Here is a 26,278-nt window from a genome sequence, read left to right on the forward strand (position 1 = left end):
TAAACAAGATTCATTTCGCACTTTTGCAAAACGAAACGGGGGGTTAGCTCAGTTGGCTAGAGCGCTACGCTGGCAGCGTCGAGGTCATGGGTTCGAATCCCATACTCTCCACAAAAATTTACAAGTTCAGAAAAAGGCCCGTCATACAGATTGTATGACGGGCCTTTTGGGTTTATAATGTTTCAGTAATCGTAAAATGTTTCAGTAACTGAAACATTTTTATGAGTAAGATGTCATTCACACCCCAAGCCCTCTCTGGTCTTGTGATTAACGAGGGCTTGGGAATTCGTGATTTATTTGGCTATCAACTTCAAATAGTCCATTTTTCTAAACAAATCATTTCGTAATCCAAAAACTTCTGGTAACCTGTTTCCGGAGAAACCCAGATGGCTGCAAACCCCAGTTCTGTTAAGTTCCGGCGGAATCCGGGGTTTTCCAGTATTGAAATTTCTTCCATATTGCTTTGAGCAAAAACCACCGCTTTCACTTGTCTGCAATTAGGAGGAAGGAATCCATAAATAAGCTTTAGATTCTGTCTGTTGCCTGTTTTTAACACTCATAGACCATTGCCATTCCTGTGCCGAGATCCTGCAATTTCCAAAAAGAAAACCTATAAACAGACAAAATATCTTACCTGAATTTTTCATTATTTTCATTAAACTCAATTCTGTTCGACTGCCTGTGAAGCGCTAAAAAACAGAAAATTTAATCTTTTATTTCCCGATATGGATCTGCCATTTCTGGTCTTTCAAAGCAGGTTTGGCTTCCTGATGATTCAGAAAGAATTTTCCGGTTTTTGGAGATACAAAGAATTCGGCATTGATCAGTGGCTGCCCCTGAAGCAAAAGATCCTGTCGTCCATTTTCTCTGTTTGAGATAAGGAACAATTTGGACAGTGAATTAAAAAGTAGCTGCCCGTCTTTCCGTATATAACTGCCATATCCCACAAAAAAGTCTGAAACATCTTCAGCTTTATCAGTTTTCTTATTTTCCGGGAAACTGACTCCCAATAAATAAGCATCAGTTTCCCAGCCATTCAGGTTATTATGTGTATTCAGGTGCATAATTCTGCCATCCGCCATCAGATTCAGGAAAACTTCCGTAATTTTTCCGTTATGACGAATACGGACTCCCTGCATATTCTCTCCTTTGAGTCTCTCGATTTGAGGGAGATTCATGTCATTTACCGAATCTTTCAGAATAATGGCAGTAATAAACTTGGTCTGTTTTATTTCTTCAGGATAAGCGAAACCGTAATAGGTTTCTTTGCTTTTCACATCCTCTTCTTTGGGGCCTGAGAGTTCATTTAACACCATTTTTTCAGGAAAATCATGATTAAAGCCTGTCTGTACGAGTGTTTCCGGAAATAAGGGACGTACCAATACAGAGGATTTTTTACTGGTAATCGAAATATCTCCTCCCACTTTTTTCGATTCTCCTCCCGGGTGCAGAAGCCATTCATATTTTCCGGTTTCATAGGCTTTCACATCATCAATAATCAGAATCACCTTATCGACCCATAGAAAATGGCGAAAATTTCTTGAAAAAACTGTTGAGGTCGGACCTGTCCCGTTTGCCAAAAGGTATTTCATTTTTCCGGCGTCCATTAGTTCGCTCAATTCACCTCTCAATGGTGAACCATTATATTGCTGCTCTTTAGGCTGGGCTTTTCCGTTGAAAGTAACCACATTATGCGCCTGACTTTGAAAAAAGTATTCAGGATATTCTTTGGAGCCATACCAGCTGTTTCCTGCATCTTTAATAATCGGTTCTCCCTTGTGAAAAAGAATAAAGGAATTTGCATCAGCATGGGAATGATTCCAGGTAAAACCAGATTTTACACCCAGCATGGTTGCATTCTTTTCCCAGGAATTGCGCATCATGGCCCAGTCTATATCTTCATAAATCTGAGAAGCAGGCAAGTCTGGCTGAGCAGGTATTTTGCTCATATCCGGGTGGTAAACAAGGCCTAAAGGCGTATTTACAAATAAACCTTCTCGGTGCTGAAATTTAGCGACCTGATTAATATACCATAAATACCGTTTATTCTGATAACCCAATGCCCAAAGCAGTTTGAGGGGCCTTTCTCCGGCGGTATTTATATGACCATCTCCAAAATTGAGTGAGTACAACATTCCGTCGCGGGGGTAAGAAGCATTGATAAAAAAATCCGCTATCTTTTCCAGACCTTCAATAACAGGCTGAGGTTTATCAGGAAGCGTATTCTGATGAGCCAGACGAAAAAACAGGTATTCTGAAATCCCGAAAGCAGCATAGTTGATACTTTCATACATTCCTCCTTTCGAATCCATGGTTTTAGGCTTAAAATGCAGTTCATCTCCGTTAAACTGATGCCATTCCTGAAAAGAAACTGAAATCTTATCAACCCATTCTGACGCTTCGGGATAATCAGTCATTATAGCTAACGAAGCCACTCCAGCCATTCCAACACAGGCAGACCACCAGTTATGCCCCATCGAATTCAAGGTATGAATCCGGTTATTTCCCATTACCCAGTCATTCAACGCAGGTTTTATGCCATTTTTAACCAAACCTTCTACAATCACTTTCCGCTCTTCTTTTGAGAGCAAATCGTAAATGGCATCAAAACCTATGGCCACCGTCCAGCAATCTTCCGCTGTTTTCAAATCTGAGGTCCAGGCCGGAATTCTGGCAAGCATTTCAGCATTCGACCAGGTTGGTTTGGCACAAAGTGTTTTTAATACTTCCTTAACTTTATCAGCATATTTAATGTCTCTGGTCATTAAATAGGCCAGAGACAAGTAATCCACTTTGTTACGGGCATCGCTTCTGGTCAATGCTAAATCAGCTTCTTTTAATACTTCCTGCCAGTTATTGGCAATTGATGTATCTGTTTTAATTCTTTTTTGAAGAATTTCAATCCGTTCCCTGGTAAAAAATAAATAAGGATGTGCCTTTTTTACTTGTCCAAAGGAGACATTTATAAAAAAACTGATGATTAAAAAACTGAGAGAGATACTCTTTTTCATACATTAAATCCTTTAATTTTCTGATCAGATTCTATTCAGCTGCTGCTTTTATTTCTCTGATTTCCTTACAATTTCTCTTAACATAACCGGCAAAACAGGGCTTGCATAAAAAGAGCTGAATCCTGCCTTATTTGCCTTTTCTACATTAACTCTTGTCATGAAAAAACCGAAAACATTTGCCTTTTTATCTATCCATGGATAGGCTCCTGCCCAACCCGGACTACTAATCAATATGGCATTTCCTCCGGCATCGGTTTCTTCTCTCCATTCTCCCAAACCATAAATATCTTTCCTCTGGGTTTTACGGGATTTTTCTACATATTCTCCTGATTTGACCTCTGCTTTTCTAACCTGATCAGCCTGTAATTCAGCAATTGCTTTTTCGGATAAGATACGTTTTCCTTTAAAAACTCCCTTATGGTAAATCATTGAAAGAAAATTGACATAATCCTTTAAAGAAGCTCTGGCTCCTCCGCCAAGCATTGGATTATGTCCTGCGGTAGAATCAACCGGACTGAAATGCGTGTGTGTCATTCCTAAAGGTTTTGCCATTTTCTCCTGAAAGATAGTCTCCCAGGATTTTCCCGTTGACAATTCTGCCATTCTTCCTGCTACCTGCATTGCCAACCCACCATAACTGAAATGTGTACCGGGTTTGCTTACTGAGGGCAGATTTACAATGTGGAAAACAGATTCTCTTAAAGTCTGATAATCATCCCGATGCACCCCTGCAGGCTGATATTCGGGAAAGCCCGAGGTATGGGAAAGCAGTTGCCTTAACGTTGCCTGTCCTTTCTGATCTGAAAATTCAGGAAGCCATTTTGCGACTTTATCATCCCATGACAATTTACCTTCATCTACTAAAACAGCAATTGTTGCAGCAGCGAGCCATTTTCCGGCTGAAGCTATATAAGCGACAGATTCTTCTCCGTAGTTTCCAAAATGATGTTTGTAAATCACTTCATCATTCTGAACAATCATGACCGAAGCCCCGGAATAAAAACCTTTATCTACCCAATTCTGAATTTTAGCACTTAACGGTGAAAAATCATACGGCTTTCCCTGTGCAGAAACAGTTACATTCAGGCTGGAAATAAGCCATAAACAGCATATAAGTTTGTACATGAATTTACATTTGAATTTTCGTCTATTTCTTTAAACTAATCCAGATAGCCTGCCCGCCGGATGCCAATAACTTCAAATCTAATACCGTGTTGGCGTCAACATCAATCCGGGTGATTTTCACCTTGGTTTTACCGGAAACAGCAGGATCATCCTCATAAACTGAAGCTTTGTATTGCTTTCCTTTTTCCAGAAAAGCAAGAGGAACCTTGAGATTTCGTGCTTCGTTATTGGTGATTGTTCCGACAAACCAATCCTGCCCGCTTCTTCTTGCTGTGGTAATATATGCTCCTACTTTTCCTTGAACTACTTTAGTTTCATCCCAGGAAGTTGGTATTTTATCAAAGAATTCTACCTCCGGTTCTCCTTCATAAAGAGCAGGTTTATCATACCAGTAAAGCGTCTGGATCGGGCTATAGTAAACCGCAGCCAAAGCCAGTTGGTGAGCGTGTGTTGTCTTTATCCTTTTGTCAAAATAACAAATTGTATAATCAGCAGCTCCGGCGATGTAACGGGTAAAAGGCAAAATAGTATTATGTGTTGCGTCCGGCATCTCCTCATTTCCCCGGATTCCCTCCGCTGTCATAAGATTTGGAAAAGTACGCTGTTCTCCTGTTGGCCGGTAATCATCGTGGATATTAACCATCAATTGATTTTCAGCACATTTCCGGATAGCCTCCTGAAGCCAGGTCGTCCATCGATGAGAGCCAACCTGTACAAATCCGAATTTCACCCCTTTTATTCCCCATTTCTTATAAAGCGGAAATATTTCATCTGCCTGCTTCAATAATGCCTGTTGATTGACATACAGCCAGATTCCTACATTTTTCTTCCTGCCATATTCAACAATTTCAGCCATATCCATTTTGGCTTTAACCTGCGTCGCGTCCGAATCCCAGGTAAGAGCCGGCCCATACCATTTCCAGTCGAACAAAATGTACTGTAGATTTCTTTTTTCAGCAAAGTCGATAGCTGCTTTTGCACCTTCTGTAGTCAGGGTCATTTCCCGGATAATTTTACCCGGTTTAATCCAGTCAGGGTTCTTAATTTTAGCAGGTTCATTGAGGTTAAGAATGATATCATTATTTTCTATCAGTTCCCCCGGCGTCTCTGCTACCATGATTACTCTCCAGGGTGTACCAAAATAAGAAATCCCGTCAACGCCACTATAAAGGGACGTTTCAATCGTATTGGCTTTTTCCTTGCTGAGTTTAAACTTGGTTCTGGCATAATCAATCATTCCGGCTTCTGCCAGACAGGCATAAAGGCCATTTTTCAATTGTAAGGTTAAAGGTCTTTCTCCTTCATCCGGCCAGTCACTCAGCGCCATTTCATGATAAGGAGCCTGCGCCCAGCGAGCATAATAGGCCCTGGTACCTTCTTCAAAAGTAAATTGGGTATTTTCTCCGGTAATCTGATAGTAAGAGCCCTTAGGATTTTCAGGAAAATAATACTGAATAGCGACTCCGGCATTGTAAACTTTAATTCTTATCTGAAATTGATAATCCGGGTTTTGTTCCTTCTCAAAAGTGATGATACTTTCTTCAAAATTGTCACGGATAACAGAGCGTTCGCCATAAACTGGTTTCCAAAGGCTGTCTTTTCGAAAACTTTCTTTTTTCTTAAAAAGTAAATCTTCACACCATCTGGTACTTTTATCCACCTTAAGCGCCATAGCCAGTTCTGTCAGGTGATTGTCTAATCTGATGTCAAGTTCCGAAGGCAGAACAACAGGTTTCTTTTGGTAAAATACTTCGTAAAAAAGGCGTTTTCTGCCATCTGCTTCCTTTTGCTGATAAAAACGGCAAAGCAGTTTTTTATCAGGTGATAAAATCTCAGTTCTGGTTTCTTCCAGCACCTTGATCTGGGCATTAGTCTGTTGAATGGCTGTCAGTAAAAAACTCAGGCAAAAAATAAATTTCCACATATCGGTTTATCGTTCTTTAGTAATTGGTAAATGTCATGAAAGCAAGGCTTTTTGTATGCTACAGATTGGCATAAATGCTTTTTCCTTCCTGTATTTTCTTTAGCCTGATCAGGGCTTCCATATAATAATAATCTGCGTAAATAATTGAAGCATCTATTTCTGTTCCATGTGGGTGATGGCCAATTGAGTGCATCAGAAATGCGTTATTTTTATTTCCACTCAAATAATCATCAGAAGAAAGTTCTTTTAACATTTCTTCTGCTTTCCTGCGGTATTCTTTTTTCTTTTCCGGATTAGAAACCAAGGCAGACAGCTCCAGCAATGCTGAAGAGGTAATCGCAGCGGCAGAGGCATCTTTGGGTGCATCCGGAATAGCGGGATCGTTAAAATCCCAATAAGGAATCAGGTTTTCAGGGAGCCTTTCCAGGTACACTTCTGCTATTTTTTGGGCAAAATTGAGAAATTCAGGCCTCCTCGTTTCACGATAAGTCATGACAAATCCATAAATCGCCCAGGCCTGTCCTCTTGCCCACATTGAATTATCTGCATAACCCTGGTGTGTGACTCCTTTTATTTTTTTCCCGGTAATGGTATCATAAACTATTACCTGATAGGAAGTATAATCCGGCCGGAAGTGGTTCTTCATCGTTGTCTGAGCATGTTTAAGTGCAATGTCATAAAGCTCCTTTTTTCCACCATTTTTCGCTGCCCAGAACAGAACTTCGAGATTTATGAGGTTATCAATAATGGTATTATGTGGCCAGTTCTGCTCTTTCACCATAGAAGGCCAGGAAAGAATTGTCCCGACTTTCGGATTATAAAGCGTTGCGAGTGTATCAGCTGTAGCGAGCAGGACTTTCTTAAAATCCGGATTTTTGGTTAATCTGTATGCATTTCCATAACTGCAATACATCATAAAACCAAGGTCATGATTTCCGGCTTTACGATAAGCCAAAGGGAATAAAGCTCTTGTAAAACTATCTGCCCGGGCCTGCCATTTTGACTCATTCGTGTATTCTGTAGCATACCATAAAATCCCTGGCCAGAAACCACTCGTCCAGTCTTCAATTGGCACATATTTCCAGTCTTTCTGAGAAAATTCAATCGTTCTTGGCATATGTGAATATCCCGGAATTTTCAATATGCTGCGGTTTAGTTTTGATAAACAATAGTCAAGCGATTGATTTACCAGAAAGGGCTTCTCTCTGCAATTGGTACTTATCCAGACTAAAAACAAGGCAAATACGGTAATAAAAAAACGTTTCATAGCTTTGAAGAATACTCTTGGTTTTTCACTGTTTGTTTAATAAAAACGGGATGCCTTTAACTGTCAGCACACTTTAATCACCTGAATCAGGTTTTATAAACCTTTATGGATAAAGTTGAATTTTATCAATTTTAAAAGAATGATATAAAAACAGTACTGAGATACCCTTCATTCTTTAAAAAAATAAGACAATGTTCAGAACAAGCAGAAAGACCTGAAAATCTCCTCAGAGTCTTTCTGTGTCTGACCCATTTTCAACTTATTACTGCTTGATTATTTTAACTGTCAACGCTTGTAAAGCTGTTGAAATCCTTAAGAAATATACTCCCGGAGTCTGCTGGCCAAAAGGGAATACAAAACGTTCGGTTTCCTTTGGCTGGTTGATCTGGTGTTCAAGTAAAGGCAAACCATTTTGATTAACCAGGTTAATCGTTAGCGGCAGCCCCTGGATTCCGGTAATTTCAACGTCCCCTTTATCTCCGGCCACCGGATTTCCATAAATTTTTGCCTGAAGCATTGTTAACGGTTCGTCCGCAGAAATCCTGCTATTTGTACTCAAAACAGGCTCTGTTCCTGAAATCAGTTGACCCTGATAATATACAGTCACTTTATCATTCAATATCATCTGATTATTGCTGTTGTACGAATAATCATCGGCCTGATTGAAGTCAGACCAGTCTGCTTTGGCAATCCGGTACTGAATATTGCCGGTAGTACTTAACGGATAAAAGGTTCCGGCATTTGTTTTCAGTCCTAACTCTAAATAAGTATTTGCACCGGTTTTAGTTGGATTTAAGGCAACAAACTGTGACTCAATGTTTGAGGAATTGATCATTGCGGCATAATCCAGATAATAATTCAGATTTGAGGTACCTTCCTTTGTAAACCAATACCTCACTTTCACCTCTCCGTAAGATACCGGAACATTTCCTTCATTATTAATCTTCAGATAAGTACTGATGGTGTTACTCACCGGATTGTTCGATTTGGTTTCTGTATATGCTTTTAATGCGATTTGGGGGTTAACAGTGGCTGGTTCCACTCCCCAAACCAATTGCCCGTTCCGGTACATTGTAATGTGTTCATTGTAGGCATAAACATTTGATTTACTGTGAGAATAGTCATCATTTTCATTTAAATCTGACCAGTTGGTATTGGCAAATCTTGACTGAATCTGCCCGGAATCAGTTCCGGCGTCCAGATTTCCGGCCGTAGCTGCAAAACTGTATTCTATATAACCAAATGCTCCGTCTCTAGGCTCCTCCAAAGCTACATACTTTATATTCACCTTGTTATTACCCAACTGAGCATAGTCTATCCAGCTATTAATGCCTGCATAATTCTCTGCGGTAAACCAATAGCGGACGGTCAGGTCGCTATATGAAACAGAGGTTGCTCCTTCATTTAAAATAATAAGATTTGGCTTGATTTGATTGTTGGTAACATTAGCATCAGCATCCTGGTATTTAATTTTCAAGGTAGAATTCACGGTTAAAGTCCGGCTCACAGAACCGGCTGCATTGTACATTTCGTTACCTGCCTGTAAGGCCGTAATTAAACAAGAACCGATTCCTGTCAGATGGATTTTCCCGTTCACAATGGTTGCTACCAAAGGGTTGGAAATATGATAAGAAACAGGCAACCCTGAACTCGCTGTTGCCCCGGTATCAAAATCCTGATCATCCAAAATTTTGACTGGAATTGCATTGAAAGTAATCGTTTGTTCTTTCCTAGTAACTGTCAGCGTTTGTACTACACTGTTTGCCGCTGAATAACTGGCATTTCCTTCCTGAGAAGCTGTAATATTAGTAGTTCCGGCTTTGATAATCTGAATTCTGTCATTCTTTATTCTGGCAATCGCAGAATCAGAACTGGAGTATTTAACAGGTAATAATGAACTTGCTGAAGCAAAGGCATCAAAGTCATCTTCACCAACAACCCTGGTAGTTAAGGGGTTAAATGTTATGCTTTGTGTAGCAGGTACATTTGCGGCTAAAGCCGCTATTTCTGTAGTAGATAATGCACACTTATAGATTCTGAAATCATCGATTGAGCCCTGAAACATCGGATCTGCAAATTGTGATTTCCCCAAATAATTCTGGTTTGTATTTCCTAAATTTGAAGGTTTGATATTTATAGCCGTATTCGTGGCAACTAATGCTCCGTTAATGTATAAATTCCCTGTATTTCCTGATTGAGTAACAGCCAAATGAACCCAGGTACCAAGCGGAAACGTGTAATCAAAGCCCACATTCAATTCTGTTCCTCCGTTTTTGATCGCATACCTAACTTTTGATTTACCGGAAGTAACTGCCGACTGAACCGTCAGAAACATATATTGGGTAGTCCCGGTCCCGAAGTCAAATAAACGCATCCATGTCGATAATACATCCATTTTAACCCAGGTAGCGATGCTAAAATCGTTTAAAGTACTGACAATTCCGGCAGGAAGTGCGACATAGCTATTAGCTGCACCCGTCAATTTTACGGCATTATCATTTTTCCCGGCAACCAAACCTGTTCCAGCCTGAAGAACCCCTTTATTTCCTCCCCATATGTCGTTGGCAATTGTACCATTTATCTCATTAAAATTCCAGAAATCAAGCTGGCATGCCCTGGGAATCGCCGCGACCTGAATGGAGTTTCCACTTTCCCCTTTAATATTTACCGCTGAAACTACATAAAAATAAGTACTGTTATTCAGGACAGACAGATCCGAATAACTGGTAGAAGTAGTTGTTCCGACTGAAACAAAAGGACCTCCGACAGTCGTTGAACGTTTTATGCTATAAGTAGTTGCGTCTTTAGAGATATTCCAGTTTAATGTAACATTCGCATCACCGGAAAAGGTTTTGAGACCTGTTGGAACAGGAGGAAAAATCAGGTCAAAAGTTGCAGCATTTGCCTCTGAAGAATTTGCACTTTCTCCCGCCAGATTAGCCGATGAGATCACATAATAATAAGAGGTATTTGCAGATAAACTACTGTCAGCATAAATTGAATCTGTTATAGCAGTGGCAATAACGGTATAAGCTCCTCCGGCATTTACGGATCGCTTTACAATATAACCCGTTGCACCTTCAACGGGATGCCATGACAAATTAATGTTACGACTTCCGGCTCCTTTGGCTTTTATACCTGTAGGAGCTGCGGGGACTGTTCCGTTATTAACTATTGAAACATTATCAAAAGTAGTGGTATTAATCGCTCCTGAAGTACTGCCTGAACAGGCTGCCAAGCCTACAAAATAGGTATTTGACATCGCTACAGTAGTTGAACCGATAGCTACCCATGCCACTCCGTCTGCCGATTGATATGCTGTGAATGTATTTCCTGAACGTTGCAATCTGAACCATGCAGGTGTCCATGTATAATCATTTCCTCCGATCCAGGTCATATTACCTCCGGTAGCAGCTCTGGTACCCAAACCAGCCTGACGCCAGCCTGCATCACCCATTTTCATTACCAGTGCCTTTGCATTCGGATCAAGCGTTTCCCGAAACATGATCCCTGTTTTACTCAAAGTTCCACCTATTGCCAGTACACGGGCTGTAAGTGTAAAATCTCCGCTAACACTTCCATAAACATAGCTAAACCCATCTGCTGTACCTCCTATTCCGGAACCTGAACCTTTGACGATAAATGTGTTATTACCTGCTGTTCCATAGCTGGCACTTCCGGCAACACTAACTGAGCCAATGTCTTTTCTTGCCCAACCCGAAGGAAGGATTGCACTCGCTGCAATCGGCGTTGCACTTACTTCCGCACTATTTGCACTCACTCCGGCCTGATTCTGTGCAGCTATAGCATAGTAATAAGTTATACCATTGTTAACGCTCCAGTCTGTATAACCCGGATAAGTATTTTCTTTAGAAGAATATATCTCTGTATATGGGCCTCCGCTTACGGTAGCACGTAAAACTTTATATCCCTGAGCCGTTGCTCCCGCTATAGGATTCCAGTTTAATGAAACATTGGAAACACCTGCCTGGACGGTTAAGCCATTTGGAACCGGAGGAACCGGAAAGGGAGGGTACACAGAAGCTGTACGGGTAAAAGTAAGTGTACCGTATCCAAAATGATCAGCGCTTCCATGTTCAGGCCGCATTAAACCAGCCATTGCCGACACATTGGGAGCATTTAATCCCTTTCTTACAACATAATGATTATAGATCATCTCATAAACCGGTCTGTCATCCAGGCGTCCTAAACCATTGATTGAAAGAAATAGCTGATTAGCATTATCGCAGTTATTATAAGGGGTATAGGGAACTGGAAGAGATAAATTCGTCCTGGCCACATACTCCGCCCCGGCCAGCAGGCGGTTATTATCATATCCGTATAAATCTACTCCCTGATTCCAGGCTACTTCACAAAAGGAAGCCATCATTCCCACAGCGAGTTGAGCATGTTCCTGATCCCGTCCGCTTTCCTGCCATTGCCCCAAACCTCCAGGATGAACCGTGTAGACAGCATTTATAATACTTCCCATTCCTGCTCCGGTTTTAAAATAATCAATTGCCTGATTAAATTTCGCCGGATCATCACAAAGTACTCCCATCGAAAGAATGGCTCCGGTGTTACAAATATCCCAGTTCGACCAATAGCGACTGATACAGCCTCCATTATGATTCATCAGAAAATCATTACATACCGGATAGAAATAGGTGAGCATCATGTTTTTAAATCTATCGAAGTCTGCCGAAGACCAACCTTTATAAATCCGCAGCACCTCCGCTGCCATGGCAAAATCAAACACCGGGATTCCACTCAAACCGGGAATATCTGTGCCTGTTGGCACCTGATTTACTGTTGATGACCACGCATTACATATTCGCACGGCACATTCCGCATAAGTTGTATCACCGGAAATATACCAGCGAATGGCATTCAGATAAGCTGCATGAGCATCTGCATCCGCTCGCTGCCGGCTCCCTCCCATATTAGCTCTGGCAGCCGCTGTATAGGTATTCTGAGCCTGAGAGTCTGTAATCAGCTTATTCCATCCATCTATCCAGGGGTGTTCTCCCGCTGCTACTTTTGCTTTCATTCGGTCTAAGTCGGACAATGTATGTAAACCTCCGGGATGGACAAAAGTCTGAGCATTTGTACTATGTAAGATAATCAGCAACAGCGTCAGAATGACGGAGCTTTTAAATATTGTCTTTTTTACCGGATTCTGATAAATATTATCCCCGGCACAACAGTTTTTAAGGAAAAAATTAGTCTGCATATCTCAAAGTTTTTAAAATTTTCAACTGATGAACATCAATCAGAAAGTATTAAATAGGAGATCCTTTCAGTAATAGCAACAGGTCAACCTTCCGGATCAGAGAGTCAGGGTTTTTCAACTAATTTCAGGAACTCCTTTATTTCAAAAAAGTGATCCCTGCCCGTTTACTGTTAATTCAAACGAGAGGTTTTTTTTAGTAAATACATACAGATTAAATACAGAATCCCAGATCTTTCTGCATAGAAAAAGGGTAAAACCCTCTGATTAAAGAGGGCTTTACTAATCAGAGAAACAAAAATCCGCTTCGTCTTACCAGCCAGTATTCTGAGTAAGATTCGGATTCAATTGCAACTGTTGAGTAGGAAGCGGAATCAGGTAGTTCTTCTCCGTGAATTTTCTTTCAGTAACCGGATCAGCTAATACATCCCCTTCCGCTGTTAATGCAGGAGTTTTAGGATATTTTGTTTCGAATTCTGTACCTTTCCAGCGAACACCTAAAACCGGTTTTATCAATTCGATGTGTGCAACATACCATCTTTTCAGATCATCCATTCTGAAACCTTCTCCCTGAAGTTCCACGGCTCTCTCTCTACGGATTTCCTGTCGCATATCTAATCCGTTTGCACCTGCAAAGGCATTACTAAGTTTTGGCATAGCAGCATTTACCCTATTTCTCACCAGATTAAGCGATTTATCAAGATCAGCGTCTGAAATAGCCCCATTTCGTTCATAAACAGCCTCTGCATAATTCAGATAGACTTCTGCCAAACGAATTACCGGATAGTCATACCCTTCCTGTGAGTTAGGGACCTGTCTTTCAGCAGACCATTGCTGATTGTTATAACCTGTAATATCATTGCTCCACGGATCATGCGGAGGACGGGCATTGGCCAAATCAACAGGACTCCAATCCCAGTTAATATGCCAGTTTGTTGCGTTCTGCCAATATGGATTTCCCGGAATCATCATGTAATATTTCATCCGCTTGTCTCTGCTGGCATATTCAGATTTGAGAGTAGCACGGCTAAATGCTGTAGTGGTTTTACTGATCGGTAAGCCATCACTGCATAGATACATATCAGCCATAGTCCGGCTCATATCTGCACCCAAAGCCCCAAATGAGATCTGATTCGGGATAGTTTTCAGTAAGTTATTTGATTCGTAACGAACCGAAAGTATATATTCATTATTCGCTGCCTTCGTAATTCCGGCCGGATTTGATTTCTGGTTTTCCAGAATAAACAGGTACTTCAATGCGGAATCGCCCAAGGCAGTCGGCTTGAACAGAGAATACTGATTAGCAATGATTACACTATTACTATTGCTGACAGATTTGTCCAGCAAGGTTGTTGCTCTTGAAGTATTTCCTCTGAACTTTTGCCAGGTTCCCTCATACAAACAAACTCTACCTAAAAATGCCTGAGCAGCCTGCTTGCTTATTCTCCCCTTATCGTTGGCAAGAATGGCATTTTCCAGAGGTAAATCCTGGATAGCGGCTTCGAGATCAGAAATGATAAAATCTATGGTTTCATCTCTGGTACTGCGTTTGGCAATCAATTCTGCCGATTCAGGAGTTAACACATCCTTAACCAGAATAACCCCTCCGTATGAAGTAAGAAGTTTGTCAAAATAAACATATCCTCTGAAAAATTTCGCTTCAGCTACATAAGTCTTAATCTCGTCTTGTTTTGAATAACTTTTAGCTTTCGCCAGTAGATAATTAATATTTCTGATCCATTTATAGGCATCATTATAATTATTATCCACTGCTATTACTGTATTGGTCCCTCTTGCTATGGCGCCTCTGTCTGCCCCCAGGTCTGAGCCCGCATGGCCATCACCATTTCCGTTGTCGAACGATCTCAGATAACCATAAAACGCATTTGCGGCAAGCTTAAATTCTGAAGAGCTTTTCCAATAACTGGCATCAGATACCTGATCAAGCGGCTTTAAATCCAGCGAATCGTTGCAAGCCTGACCTATAAACATTGCGGAGCCCGCTAAAAAGGCTGTTATATATTTAGTCAATATCTTTTTCATATGTTTCATGTTTTTAAATTAAAAAGTTACGTTTACACCGAATGTTAACAAACGATAGAAAGGATAGCGCTGGGCTCCTCCACCGACATCACTGGTTTGCTCCGGATCCCAGTTATCTTCCACTTTGGTCAACTCCCAAAGGTCATTTCCTGAGAAGTAGATTCTTAACTTTTCAATTTTCACTTTTTGCGTAATTGCCTGTGGAATAGTATAACCAATTACAAGATTCTTTAATCTTACATAAGCTCCGTTCTGCATAGACCAATCTGAAATCTGATAGTTATAAGCACCATAGTTTCCAAAACCTTTATTGGTAGCAGTCGTCAAAATCGGCAATTCTGCATTTGGATTGTCAGGAGTCCACGTCTTGCCTACCCACCAATTGGCATGCCCCTGATAAATTGCCCCGAAAGGTGTACTCCAGTCAGAACGCCTGTAGATATTTCTCTGGCCGACACCCTGAAATACTGCCCCAAAATCGAAACCTTTCCATTCTAATCCGAGGTTGATTGCAAATACATATCTCGGATCGCTTCTGCCAAGATATACCACATCTCCATCTGCAATCGGATTACCATTTGCATCTTTCTTGCCGAGCAAATACTGGGTGGCTCCCGCATTGGTAAGTTTACCATCACCGTTAATATCTTTATACATATTAATCCCCGGAATCATCTGAGTGACTCCCGGCATATTTGAAATACTGCTTCCAGGTACAAGTTGTGCATAAGCAGCAGCCTGATCTGTAGTCTGAATTCTGCCATTGTAAACCACTCCGAAATAAGAATTCAAAGGATAGCCTTCAATTGTCCTTTTTCCTGCAGCAATGATATTGGCTCCGCCATAATTAACCAGTTTATTGTCATTATCTGAAAGCGTACCACTGACACGATAAGAAACACTTCCGATTTTGTCTCTCCATCCCAATGACATTTCCCAGCCCCATACTTTCAGGTTGCCGATATTAGCTGTCGGAGCAACAGCACCAAGTACAGCAGGGTAAGTCTGAGGTAAAAGCATATTGGAGTTTTGCTTCCAGTAATAATCAAATCCTCCGAATAGGCGGTTGTTAAGTGCCGAGAAATCCAGACCAATGTTTGTACTGGTAATACTTTCCCATGTTCTGTTCAAACTCACCAGTGTTCCTGCCGGAGCAGAAATTACTGAACGTGAACTGTATCCTCCCAGGATTGGCCCTCCGGCATTAATATTGATTAGTTGCGTATAATCGTACAATCCAATCCCCGACTGGTTTCCTACAGTGCCATATGATCCCCGGATCTTCAATTCATTAAAAAACTTGATATTTTTCATGAAATTCTCCTGAGAGATACGCCAACCGGCTGAAATTCCACCATAAAGTTTCCATCTGTTGCTGGCATCAAATTTAGATGAGCCATCATAACGGACATTCGCTTCAAAAAGGTATTTATTATTGAAATCATAATTAAAACGTCCGAAACCGGAAGCAATAGCCCAGTGATTACGTTTCTCGCTATTGGTACGGGTGGTATTATCCCCTAAACCCAAACCTAAAGCCGGAATATCATTGCTGGCCAGATAAGTAGTTTGAGTGGACAATGAATCAAGTTCATCCCGCTCGTAATTAACACCGGCTACTACGGTAACATTATGCAAATCTGAGAGCTTTTTCTTGTATTCCAGATAGGCATTGGTATTATAATAAATTTCCTTACGAGGTGCCTGTACGTACCATGACTGATTCTGAGAAGGGTTATCCTGATACTGATATGTTTCTGTATAATTATAAATACCCGTGATATATTTATACTGACTCTGAAGATCTGAAACAGAGTAATTATACCCTGCCTGAGCAATCAGATTCAAATCTTTGGCAATATTAAACTCAAGTTTTGAATTGATAAAAACCCTGTTGTTGGCTGTAATACTTTCTCCGCCAAGTTCCAGCAGCCAGTTACGGGCAGGCTGTGTTCCCCAGGCATAGGGCTTTCCATTGATAGTGGCAACAGGGAAACCCGGCTGAGAACCGAAATTGATCTCACCTTGTCTGCTTGGCACAACTACATCATTCTTTTCCAACGAAATATTGGTAGATATTTTCAGGCGGGGAGAAAAGGTATAATCAAAAGCCAGTCTGACATTATAGCGTTTATTGGAGTTTTGCCCCCATTTCAACATACTTCCATCATTTAAATACCCCAGCGAAAGCCTGTATCCCAAACTTTCCGTTCTGGCAGAAATACTGATATCCTGTTGGTTAGACATCGCACGGCCATCGCCCCATAAAATATCAATCGGATTGGTATCGAAGAAAGTATAATCTTTAACATCCGTAAATCCGATGGTTTCTCCTCCGGCAATATATTCCGGAGTATTTTTATCAATATAACCGCTTGCCGGACGATTCATCCAAGCCCTGGCATATTTGGTCCAGATCCAGTTTTCATCAGGTACTCCCCCAGTCGAAGCATTAGAAATAGCTTCCAGCATATATTTACCATATTGATCTCCATTAAGGAATGCAGGTCTGAGACCCATTCTTTTCTGAGAAACAGAGCTGTTGAACTGAATTGTTGCCTTTCCTGACTTTGCTTTTTTAGTAGTAATCAGTACTACTCCGCCTGCCGCACGTGCTCCATATATTGCAGCGGAGGCATCCTTCAAAAATGACATATTGTCGATATCCTGAGGATTTATGGAATTCAATGCGTTCAAACTAACTAATGGAATACCATCAACGATGACAAGCGGATCGGCTCCGTTAGTCGAAGCAGCTCCTCTGATCTGAAAATTCCAACCCTCCTGCCCCGGTGCAGATGAGCTTCTTGTAACTACTACTCCTGGAACCTGTCCCTGTAAGGCCGACAAGGGATTTGTTACAGCCCCTCTGTCCTGAAACACCTTATTGTCAACCGTGGAAACCGCTCCTGACAAAGTCGCTTTCTTTTGCGTTCCATAACCTACTACCACCACTTCTCCCAATGCCTGAACATCTGTTTTAAGGCTAACGCTTATTACTGTACGTTTACCTACCAGTACCTCTTCACGCAGGTAACCTACAAAGGAAAATATCAGCGAGCTGTTTTCATCCGGAACAGCAATTGAATAATTTCCTTTGGCGTCAGTGGTGGTACCTCTCTGAGTACCTTTGATCGCAATACTTACACCGGGCAGTCCTTCTCCTTTTTCAGAATCAGTTACTCTTCCGGTTACAGTTTGCAGGATATTTTCGGTTGAATTAATCGCTAACTCTTTCTGTTGAATAGCGGAAGTTGGTTTGATTATTTTCTTCAGAATAATTCTCTTTCCCACAACTTCATATTCAATCATATACGGGGAAAGTACTTTCCCGAGTACCTCTTCCAGTCTTTCATTTTCAACTTTTAACGTTAATCGGCCAGATTGATCAAATATCTGGTGATTATACATAAACTGTACATCCGAAGCTTTTTCTATTTTTTTCAAAACTGATTCTACTCCGAGGTTCGAAAGCTGTAAGGAAACTTTTCGTTCCAGTACTTCCTGAGCTTTTATATCATACGCCTGTGCAATTGTCACGAAGACAATCGCTAAAATGGCTTGATACAGGCTAATCCTCATGATTTTAAAGATTGTTTTGTGAATTTGTAATCTGTTTTTCATACTTTTGAATGTTTTGTCGTTTTAACGATTCGGCAAAAGTTCCCTTCCACCCTTTGCAGGGTGCTATCTGAGCCAAAGAAAGTGGGAACAATTCAGGACGGAGGTGGTGGAACGCCTCTGTCTTTTTATTTCCGGGAAATGATACTATTCTTTTTTCTTCATCATACTAAATTTAGGGGTTCGGTAACATGTGTATTTATTGGCATCCTTTACTGTAAATAATTATCTGAGCATCAACCTCCTCATACCTGGCATCAATCGTTCTGCAGATCAGTTTGAGTTTCTCAAACAACGGTTCATCCTCGAGATCTGCTGTCAGGTAGCAATTTTTCATTACATCGGCATCATATACAATTTTAACTCCATAGGTTTTTTCCAGCGTGGCAAAAACTTCTGAAATCTGAGCATGATCAAATTCAAATAATTGTTTCTGAATTGCCAATTCCAATACTTCGGGCTTTTCAATCAATGTCCTGACTAAATGGTTATCATCTCTGTAAAATTCTACCTGTTGATTCGGTGTAAGTATCAGGCCATCGAGATTCGGTTTAGCCTGTTGTTTTAACAAATTTTCTTTTGTTCCGGCAAAAACAGAGACTTTCCCTGTTTTTACCATAACTTTCACGGTTCTTTCATGCTGATAAGCCTGTATGGCGAAACTTGTTCCTAACACTTTGGTAACCAAATTATTAGCATATACATAAAATGGTTTGAAAGGATCCTTGGCAATCTCAAAAAAGGCCTCTCCTGACAAATAAACTTCTCTTCTACCTGCTTTAAAACCACCTGAAGGGTAACTGATCCGGCTATGTTTCTGTAAAATGATTGAACTTCCGTCTGAAAGCGTTACAAGCATCTGCTTCTCAGAATCATTGATTTTCTCAGTCATTACTACCTCAGAAGCTTTCACCAGATAATCATATGAAATAGCCCCTTCTCCCGGGCTTCCTGACAATGCGTACCACCAGATTCCTCCCAATACGATAGCTATTGAAGCAGCAATTTTTATCCATTTATGCTGCCAAAGGGTACGGACGCCTTCACCTTTTTCTTCAGAAGATTCCAGCATTTCTGATAATCTGAAAATATTTTGCTTTACTTCCTCATCCGATATATTTTCAAAAGCACTTTTAATAGATAAGAGTATTCTCCTGCCTTGCTCAATCTCCTCTGTTTTTTCAGGATGTTCCAGAAGCCAGCTTTCCCAAAAGTTTATTTCTTCGGTTCCGGCGTCCAAAACCCATCTTCTGAAAGAGGGATCAGAGGCAAATTCTTCTGCTTTATATTTTTTATAATCCTGCATGGATAAAATTGAACTTTATTAATTTTGAGGTATGATGAAAAATCAGGTCTGAGATACCCTTTATTCTGAAAAAAAAATTATTTTTTTATTTCAGAAAACGATAGAAATGCCCAAAAAAAGGTCTTAAACGACCCAATCCGGCCGATTGTCCGGAATTAAATTTAGCAGAAAATAAAATAATTAATGCAGAGAAAAAAGAAGGAATGACCAAAACTGCCAGTTATTTGGAAATAAAGTACGCAGTGTAATCAAAGCTTTCTGAAGCAGATTTGATACGGATTGTTTATTGATGTCCATTAAATCAGCAATTTGCTGGTGGTCCAGCCCCTGATAAAATTTAAGAAACAGCACTTCCTGCTGTCTTTTGGGAAGCAAGGCTATAGCCTGACGGATCCTCTGTTCATTCTGAGAATAAATTTCATGGCTGATCAGACTCGTTTCAGCGTTCATTTCCTCAAAAAAGTTTAAATCTTCCGTAAAATTGTCATTAAGGATATTCCACTGATTTCGTCTGAGATGTTGTAGCAGGTTGTTTCTGAGGGCTTTAATCAGATAGATGGTGATGACCCTGATTTCATTAATGGTGTTTCTTTGTTCCCAGAGATACAAGAAAAGATCCTGAATCTGATCCTTTATCAATTCACGGTCTTTAGTAAAACTGGTAGCGTAATTAAAAAGGATTTTATAATGATTCTCACAAAGCTGACAAAAGGCTTCCTTATCTCCAAATCTGGCTTTTTGCCAAAGATCGAGATTCATCTGATTATTTTGAGATATGTCCTGGGAATATTTCAAAGAGGTTCTCAGCTAAGCTTACATTACAAATGTACAAATATTTAATTCTTTAATTCTATTCCGGATGATTTTTATGGAAGAGTTTATAACAACCACTACCCATTTCAGGCCAGGCGTTGTTGATAAAAGACAAAAACATGGGGTTACTACTGAAAAAACTTTACAAATCGTGAAAAACGATATTCCCTTTACAAAGCTAATTGTTTCAAAATTTACGTTATCCACCCTTTGGAAGAACTGAAGTTCTCCCAATATTATAAAAACAGGATTATTAAAAGTAAAATCCGGGTCGAATCACCAACCCGGATTTTGCCAGAACAGGAAGAATCTTATTTTCTGAGAATTCCCTCTTCAACACTCTTATTGAGCAATGCTTCTGTAAAATCCCAGATAGAGGTTGATCCGTTTTCAATAACCTGTGTTTTTTCATATACTACATCAAAACCTACGTTAAACTCTCTCCATGTTCCTCCTCTGTTAGATGCGTTCTGAAGGATCGGTTCCAGCCTGTCCATAGATCTGGCAAATTTCGCCTCTGCCGTTTCTGCCATTTCAAATTCTTCCCAGATGGCTATAAATTCTTCTGCCTGAGCTTGCGGAAGCAGACCGAAAATACGTTCCGCTGCTTTTTTCTCTTCCTCTGTATTCACATGATTTTTCTTGGTATCATAAAGAAAGGTATCTCCGGCATCTATTTCAACGATGTCATGAATTAATACCATTTTCAATACCTTTAAAATATCAACCGGAGCATTTGAATACTGTACCAGAACGAGACTCATCAATGCTAAATGCCAGCTATGTTCTGCATCATTTTCATTTCTGTCGCTATTGAATAGTTTGGTCTTGCGCTGAATATATTTTAGTTTATCTATTTCTTTGATGAATGCGATTTGCTTCAATAAATCCTCTGTTTGCATTTTATCTGATTTTCTAAAATTTGGGCTTCTAATAATCTTTAGAGAACAGTATTCCCGGTCTTTTTGTTCCTCAGTTTTAAGGGTTATTTCTTTGAAAACAAGATTTCAAACCCCTTATACGCACTATTATGAAGTATTGTAAGATGATTTTCGTTTGGCATCGGAACAAATTTAACTTTTAAACCTTTTTTCTGCCCGGTCTGAAGTGCTTCTGCAAGTTTTCCGGCATCGTCTTCCATTTGTTTGCCTTCTGTACCGACTGAAACATAAACCTGAGTTTCCTGAGCAGTTTCTTTCGCCAGAAAACCAGGAACTTTCAATAAAAGTGACTCATTATCCCACCACAAACTCGGGCTGATAATCATGTAGTTGTTAAAAAGCTCAGGTTTTGTCAGCAGAATCTCGGTAGCCAATAAACCTCCAAGCGACTGCCCTACAATAGTTTTTGAAGCATTTGCCTTGAATTTCTTCTGAATAAACGGTTGCAGTTCTTTTTCTACAAACGTAATAAATTTTGCTGATCCTCCTGTCGTAGGAAAATCTTTCTTATCATTTTCGATTGAAGTAGGGAAGGTAAAATCTCTTTTTCTGTCAACATTTGCAATTCCTACGACAATTGATGCCGGCATTGCTTCTATCATCGTCAGAAACTGAACAAGTCCGGTAATATGGATAAAATCCTCATTGGCAGAGCCGTCCAAAAGATAAATAACAGGATAAGTTCCTGCAGAATCAGCTGAGTATCCTTCAGGCAGATAAATGTTTAATTTTCTGGTTTCATGCAAGGCTGCTGATTGTATTTTTTCAACAGTTCCCAGCACAAACTGTCCTGATTTATTGATAGATTTTGTCTGAGGTTTCTGTCCGGATAAACTAAGGGATAATGAAAGGAATAGTACTAAAATAATCAGAGATTTCATGCTTTTGTGTTGAAGTGTGAAATAAAGAAAACCAAATTTAAGGATTTTTATCTGCCCGGAATCACGACAGCCACTTTAAATCCAAACCTTATGCGGTTCCTGTTAGTTATGAAAGAAACGGAGGAAAACCAATGTTATGAAAACCTTATTAAAGAAGAATTATTTTCTTCATAAGCATCTGTCAGAATGGTTAAACACTATAACTTAGTCAATTGTAAAAATGAGTGCCTTTATTGCTGAATCAGTTCAGTAACTGTTTATAAAATGACTGAATGATCTAAGGCTGAATATCAGATAAAATATGTTACTTGTGTTTAATATGTTCTATCATCCGGCATTTTTTTCCGGGATTCCGTTAAATTTAACTGAATTATCAGGTATTTTAAGGTAATCTGCTTTGTTTTGTCTAAAACTTTAGCCCAAAATTATCCATTGAATAAATGTTTGCAGAATTACTTCAACCCGACTCCCTGCTTCCCGAAGAACTTGACTTATATCTTGCTGACGGATGGTTTAGGATGGGGCAATCGATCTTTACCACTAATTTTCTACGGTTTCATGACCATTTCTATAGCGCTATCTGGCTTCGGATCGACTTATTTTCCTTTGAAATCACCAATACTCAGAAAAAATTATTGAAACAGAATGCCAGATTCAGGGTAGAAATTCAGCCTGCTGTATTGAAAACAGAACAGGAAGAACTTTTTGCCAGATACAGAGAAAACATCACTTTTGAAACCTCTCCTTCTTTAAGTCATTTGTTGTTCGACAACGGACGGGGGAATATTTACAATACCTATGAAATTAATATCTATGACCAGTCAAGATTAATTGCAGGCGGTTTTTTCGACCTGGGAGCAACCAGCGCGGCAGGTATTAATTGCTATTATGATCCTGAATATAAAAAATACAGTTTGGGCAAATTTCTGATGTTTTTGAAAATGGATTTCTGCCGGGAACGAGGGTTCGAGTTCTTTTATCCGGGCTATTTTGCTCCCGGGTATTCGATGTTTGATTACAAACTTGACCTTGCAAAATCTGCTCTCCAATATCTTGACCTGACTACCCAATTCTGGAACCCGGTCAGTGAGATTGCTTCTTACAGTATTCCAGTTGAGGTAATGACAGAAAAGCTGCAAAAACTTTCCCTGATTTTAAAAGAAAATGATTTTGAACATTCCTTTCTGTATTATGACTTTTTCGATGCCGGACTGGTTTCTTATCTCAGTGGAATGGGTTTAATGGAGTTCCCGGTTTTCATATATTGCCTTAAAACAGATGCAAATATTTATAATCCGATAGTGGTTTATGACGTCAGAGACAATCTGTATCACCTGGTTTTAAGCAGTTGTATGTACGAAACTGAAAAGCGGAAAACGCTCATCAATCATTATTCTTCGCATTTGCTAAAGGTTGAAAAAGACCTGTTTGCCAATGAATCTGCTGAAATTATGGCGGCAGTTATCCTGCAGTCGATCAGAAAACAACAGACCGTCTGAGTTCTCGGATATTGGAAAATATTTATACGGACGACAGGTATTTCCATTCCTTTTTACAGGAGATTTCCGAGGTTTTTTAATTGATAATTACTATATTTACTTCGAAAAATCTTATTCGGAATCCAAAATGAATAGGCAATGGTTTTCTTAACAATTTATTAACTCCCGTTTTCTGTTTTGAGTGTATTTTTGATAGATAAAAATAAAACATAAATGTCACAGGAGTCCTTTAATGATGCATTACTTTTAGAGCAATTAAAGAACGGGAATGCGAAAGCGTTTGACTGCATTTATGACTGTTACTGGAAAAATCTGTTTCTGTTTGCCTTCAAAAAAACACAGTGCGAGGAAGCTGCGAAAGACTTAGTACAGGAACTATTTATTTCTCTCTGGCTAAAAAGAGAAACACTGGAAATTACCTCTACCCTTTCTGCCTATCTTTTCTCTGCTTTAAAATATAGTATTTTTGATTATTTCGATTCCTCTCAGGTTCGTCAAAACCATCAGGTTTATTTACAGCAGACTTCTTCTCAGATTGATAATTGTACAGAAGAATCGGTAAGTGAAAATGAAATTAAATCTTTGCTGAACGATTCTATTCAAACTTTAACAAGCCGGACAAAACTGGTCTTTCAGATGAGTCGTTCAAATGGCTATTCCATTAAAGAAATTTCTCAGAAACTAGATTTATCTGAACAGACTGTTAAAAATCAACTAAGCAGTGCCCTGCGTAAAATCCGTGTCGATTTAAGTGATTATCTTATAATTTTCCTGCTCCTTAACTGGTTTCTGACCATTTAATTTTTCCTATCCTCTTTAAAGCAAAAAATTGGAAAGAATGTGACATTTCCCATTCCTCCCAATCATAAAACCGACTTCTTTCAGATAACAAATAACCTGTTCCCTGGCTGCAGATTGCCAATCCTCATTATCTGATTACATAAGGCCCAAAGGTTTTCATTACTTCTAATTTTTCTTTTGTTTCATCCAACACATAAACCATATAGGTACCTCCTCCATTTTGAACCCTTATCAACACATGTCCGTTCAAACTTTTAAATGCTTTCGTTATCCAGCCCCCTAAATAGATTCTGGTTTCAGGCAACATGTGGGTATTAAAAACCTTTATACTATCTCCACGGCTATTTTTTTCGACAAGTCTAAAGGCCAGTTCCTGCCCCGGCTGGTCTGAGCACCAACTTTGCTGCACTACTACTTCCGGAGATAATGCTTCTATAAAATCACGATTGTTAGCGTCCCGGTTGCCGTGATGGTTTAATGACATAGCCGTTACACGACCCGCTGCTTTTGCAATCGCCGGTTCAACATTTTTCCTTCCGGGATAACCCAAACCTTCATAACCGGTATTGTCGCCGCCGCTATAATAAGTAAATGCCCCGTAAGTGATTTTTATGGCATTACTAAGCGGATTTTCGTTGAACCCTTTTTGCGGCATGTCCGAATCAGAGAAACAGTTTACAATTTGTTCATCTATGCCTGACCAGACTTTATTCCCTGCTTTTATATTGCGTACCGAGAAATCCGGATAGCTTTTGGGCTGAATCAACAAACCAATTTGCGAATTGCTCCCCGCCTTAAGTGCTTCGTGGATAAAATCCTTTCTTTTTTCCTGCTCCTTAATGAATTTCACATAATTGGTAAACGTGGCATCTTTACTGTAATAAGTGTGCAAATCAACCGGATAATCAAAACCTCTGTCCAGGAGTTTGTGAATTGGAATTTGTGTTCCTACATCGGCTATTCCGGATAATTGATAAGCTCCGTTTGCAGTATATGGGGTTTGGGCATTTACACTGCCATAATGGTCCTGGTGGAAATGCGTTATCATGGCATAATCGATAGTCAGCGCTCTGTTTTTCGGCATTATCTGTGCGATGTAGGCGGCTATCCACTCACCCGGACGTTTTTTATCGGTGGGTAGTGCCGGGCTTACTTTTAACGGGGAATTCTTTTTATAAAATTCCTCTGTCTGTAAATCACCTGCGTCTAACAACATGGTTGTACCATCCGGAAAGACCATGAAACTGGCATTCCCACGCCCGGTTTCTATAAAATGGATGTCCAAAAACCCCTGCTGCCAGGCCGCCGGAAGATTTCTGTCCTTTACCTTCTGCGATGCTATCGAATCTGATGCTAACTTAACTGCTATAAAATTCTTTTGTGCCGCTGCTGTTTTGCTTTTATAGTCCAGGCAGGAAAACTCAAATTCACCACTTGAATTAGTAATCGCTGTATTTGAAGTATTCACTTCGGTAATGGCTGCACCTGAAATTGCTACCTTGCTTTCATCAACAATTTTTCCTTTTATTTTATCAGTTACACGAAGATTAAGATCTGCTTTATCAATAGTTTTCTGATCTGAAACTACTATACAGCTGTAACAGGTTGTACCGAAACTCCTTTGAAACATCAGTACTGTCAGGACTAAAAAGAGGGTTCTTTTTAAATTAAAATGAGTATGTTCAACAAACATATTTAAGATAGTTGTTTTTAACATGTAACAGGGCAGAGAACCAGCCCTTCTTATCTTTTCCTTTAAAGCAAATAATTGGAAAGAATGAGAGATTTCCCATTCCTTCCAATCATAAAACCAATT

At 39.9% G+C, this 26,278-nt stretch carries 15 protein-coding genes and 1 tRNA gene; 3 read left to right on the top strand and 13 right to left on the bottom strand.

Translation table 11 applies throughout. The features are described 5' to 3' along the window. Positions 1 to 37: 37 nt before the first annotated feature. Positions 38 to 111 (top strand) — tRNA-Ala (locus BM179_RS17500). Positions 112 to 310: 199 nt separating this feature from the next. Here BM179_RS17500 and BM179_RS25390 read toward each other — a convergent pair. The 12 genes from BM179_RS25390 to BM179_RS17560 form a co-directional block, all read right to left on the bottom strand. Next, positions 311 to 457, bottom strand: coding sequence for a hypothetical protein (locus BM179_RS25390; RefSeq protein ID WP_177219441.1), 147 nt, complete (start codon positions 455 to 457; stop codon positions 311 to 313). Between the two features lie 256 nt (positions 458 to 713). Beyond that, positions 714 to 3,011 carry a heparinase II/III domain-containing protein gene (locus BM179_RS17510; protein WP_092018455.1) on the bottom strand — a complete coding sequence of 766 codons (2,298 nt, stop codon included), beginning with the start codon at positions 3,009 to 3,011 and terminating at the stop codon, positions 714 to 716. A gap of 48 nt (positions 3,012 to 3,059) precedes the next feature. Next, positions 3,060 to 4,136 carry a serine hydrolase domain-containing protein gene (locus BM179_RS17515; protein WP_092018456.1) on the bottom strand — a complete coding sequence of 359 codons (1,077 nt, stop codon included), beginning with the start codon at positions 4,134 to 4,136 and terminating at the stop codon, positions 3,060 to 3,062. A 22-nt stretch (positions 4,137 to 4,158) separates the two neighbouring features. Further along, positions 4,159 to 6,060, bottom strand: coding sequence for a glycoside hydrolase family 97 protein (locus tag BM179_RS17520; RefSeq protein WP_092018457.1), 1,902 nt, complete (start codon positions 6,058 to 6,060; stop codon positions 4,159 to 4,161). A 58-nt stretch (positions 6,061 to 6,118) separates the two neighbouring features. After that, positions 6,119 to 7,327, bottom strand: coding sequence for a glycoside hydrolase family 88 protein (locus BM179_RS17525; protein ID WP_092018458.1), 1,209 nt, complete (start codon positions 7,325 to 7,327; stop codon positions 6,119 to 6,121). Positions 7,328 to 7,589: 262 nt separating this feature from the next. Further along, positions 7,590 to 12,560, bottom strand: coding sequence for a cellulose binding domain-containing protein (locus tag BM179_RS17530; protein WP_092018459.1), 4,971 nt, complete (start codon positions 12,558 to 12,560; stop codon positions 7,590 to 7,592). A gap of 309 nt (positions 12,561 to 12,869) precedes the next feature. Next, positions 12,870 to 14,600: a RagB/SusD family nutrient uptake outer membrane protein gene (locus BM179_RS17535; RefSeq protein WP_092018460.1), complete on the bottom strand. Its 1,731-nt coding sequence runs from the start codon at positions 14,598 to 14,600 to the stop codon at positions 12,870 to 12,872. A gap of 18 nt (positions 14,601 to 14,618) precedes the next feature. Further along, positions 14,619 to 18,182: a SusC/RagA family TonB-linked outer membrane protein gene (locus tag BM179_RS17540; RefSeq protein WP_218159247.1), complete on the bottom strand. Its 3,564-nt coding sequence runs from the start codon at positions 18,180 to 18,182 to the stop codon at positions 14,619 to 14,621. A 238-nt stretch (positions 18,183 to 18,420) separates the two neighbouring features. Continuing rightward, positions 18,421 to 19,527 (bottom strand): FecR family protein, encoded by a 1,107-nt coding sequence (locus tag BM179_RS17545; RefSeq protein WP_092018462.1) that lies wholly within the window; start codon positions 19,525 to 19,527, stop codon positions 18,421 to 18,423. 180 nt (positions 19,528 to 19,707) lie between these two features. After that, positions 19,708 to 20,286 (bottom strand): RNA polymerase sigma factor, encoded by a 579-nt coding sequence (locus BM179_RS17550; protein WP_092018463.1) that lies wholly within the window; start codon positions 20,284 to 20,286, stop codon positions 19,708 to 19,710. A gap of 365 nt (positions 20,287 to 20,651) precedes the next feature. Next, complete coding sequence (locus BM179_RS17555; protein WP_092018464.1) at positions 20,652 to 21,242, bottom strand: HD domain-containing protein; 591 nt, start codon at positions 21,240 to 21,242, stop codon at positions 20,652 to 20,654. Between the two features lie 83 nt (positions 21,243 to 21,325). Continuing rightward, positions 21,326 to 22,162 (bottom strand): alpha/beta hydrolase, encoded by an 837-nt coding sequence (locus BM179_RS17560; protein WP_092018465.1) that lies wholly within the window; start codon positions 22,160 to 22,162, stop codon positions 21,326 to 21,328. Between the two features lie 440 nt (positions 22,163 to 22,602). Here BM179_RS17560 and BM179_RS17565 point away from each other — a divergent pair, with 440 nt between their 5' ends. Beyond that, positions 22,603 to 23,661 carry a GNAT family N-acetyltransferase gene (locus tag BM179_RS17565; protein WP_092018466.1) on the top strand — a complete coding sequence of 353 codons (1,059 nt, stop codon included), beginning with the start codon at positions 22,603 to 22,605 and terminating at the stop codon, positions 23,659 to 23,661. Between the two features lie 213 nt (positions 23,662 to 23,874). Further along, positions 23,875 to 24,462 (top strand): RNA polymerase sigma-70 factor, encoded by a 588-nt coding sequence (locus BM179_RS17570; protein ID WP_092018467.1) that lies wholly within the window; start codon positions 23,875 to 23,877, stop codon positions 24,460 to 24,462. A gap of 127 nt (positions 24,463 to 24,589) precedes the next feature. Here BM179_RS17570 and BM179_RS17575 read toward each other — a convergent pair whose 3' ends face one another. Continuing rightward, positions 24,590 to 26,155: a hypothetical protein gene (locus BM179_RS17575; RefSeq protein WP_092018468.1), complete on the bottom strand. Its 1,566-nt coding sequence runs from the start codon at positions 26,153 to 26,155 to the stop codon at positions 24,590 to 24,592. Between the last annotated feature and the right edge of the window lie 123 nt (positions 26,156 to 26,278).

Origin of the sequence: Pseudarcicella hirudinis, from assembly GCF_900115665.1 — a bacterium.
GTDB classification, from domain to species: Bacteria; Bacteroidota; Bacteroidia; order Cytophagales; family Spirosomataceae; genus Pseudarcicella; species Pseudarcicella hirudinis.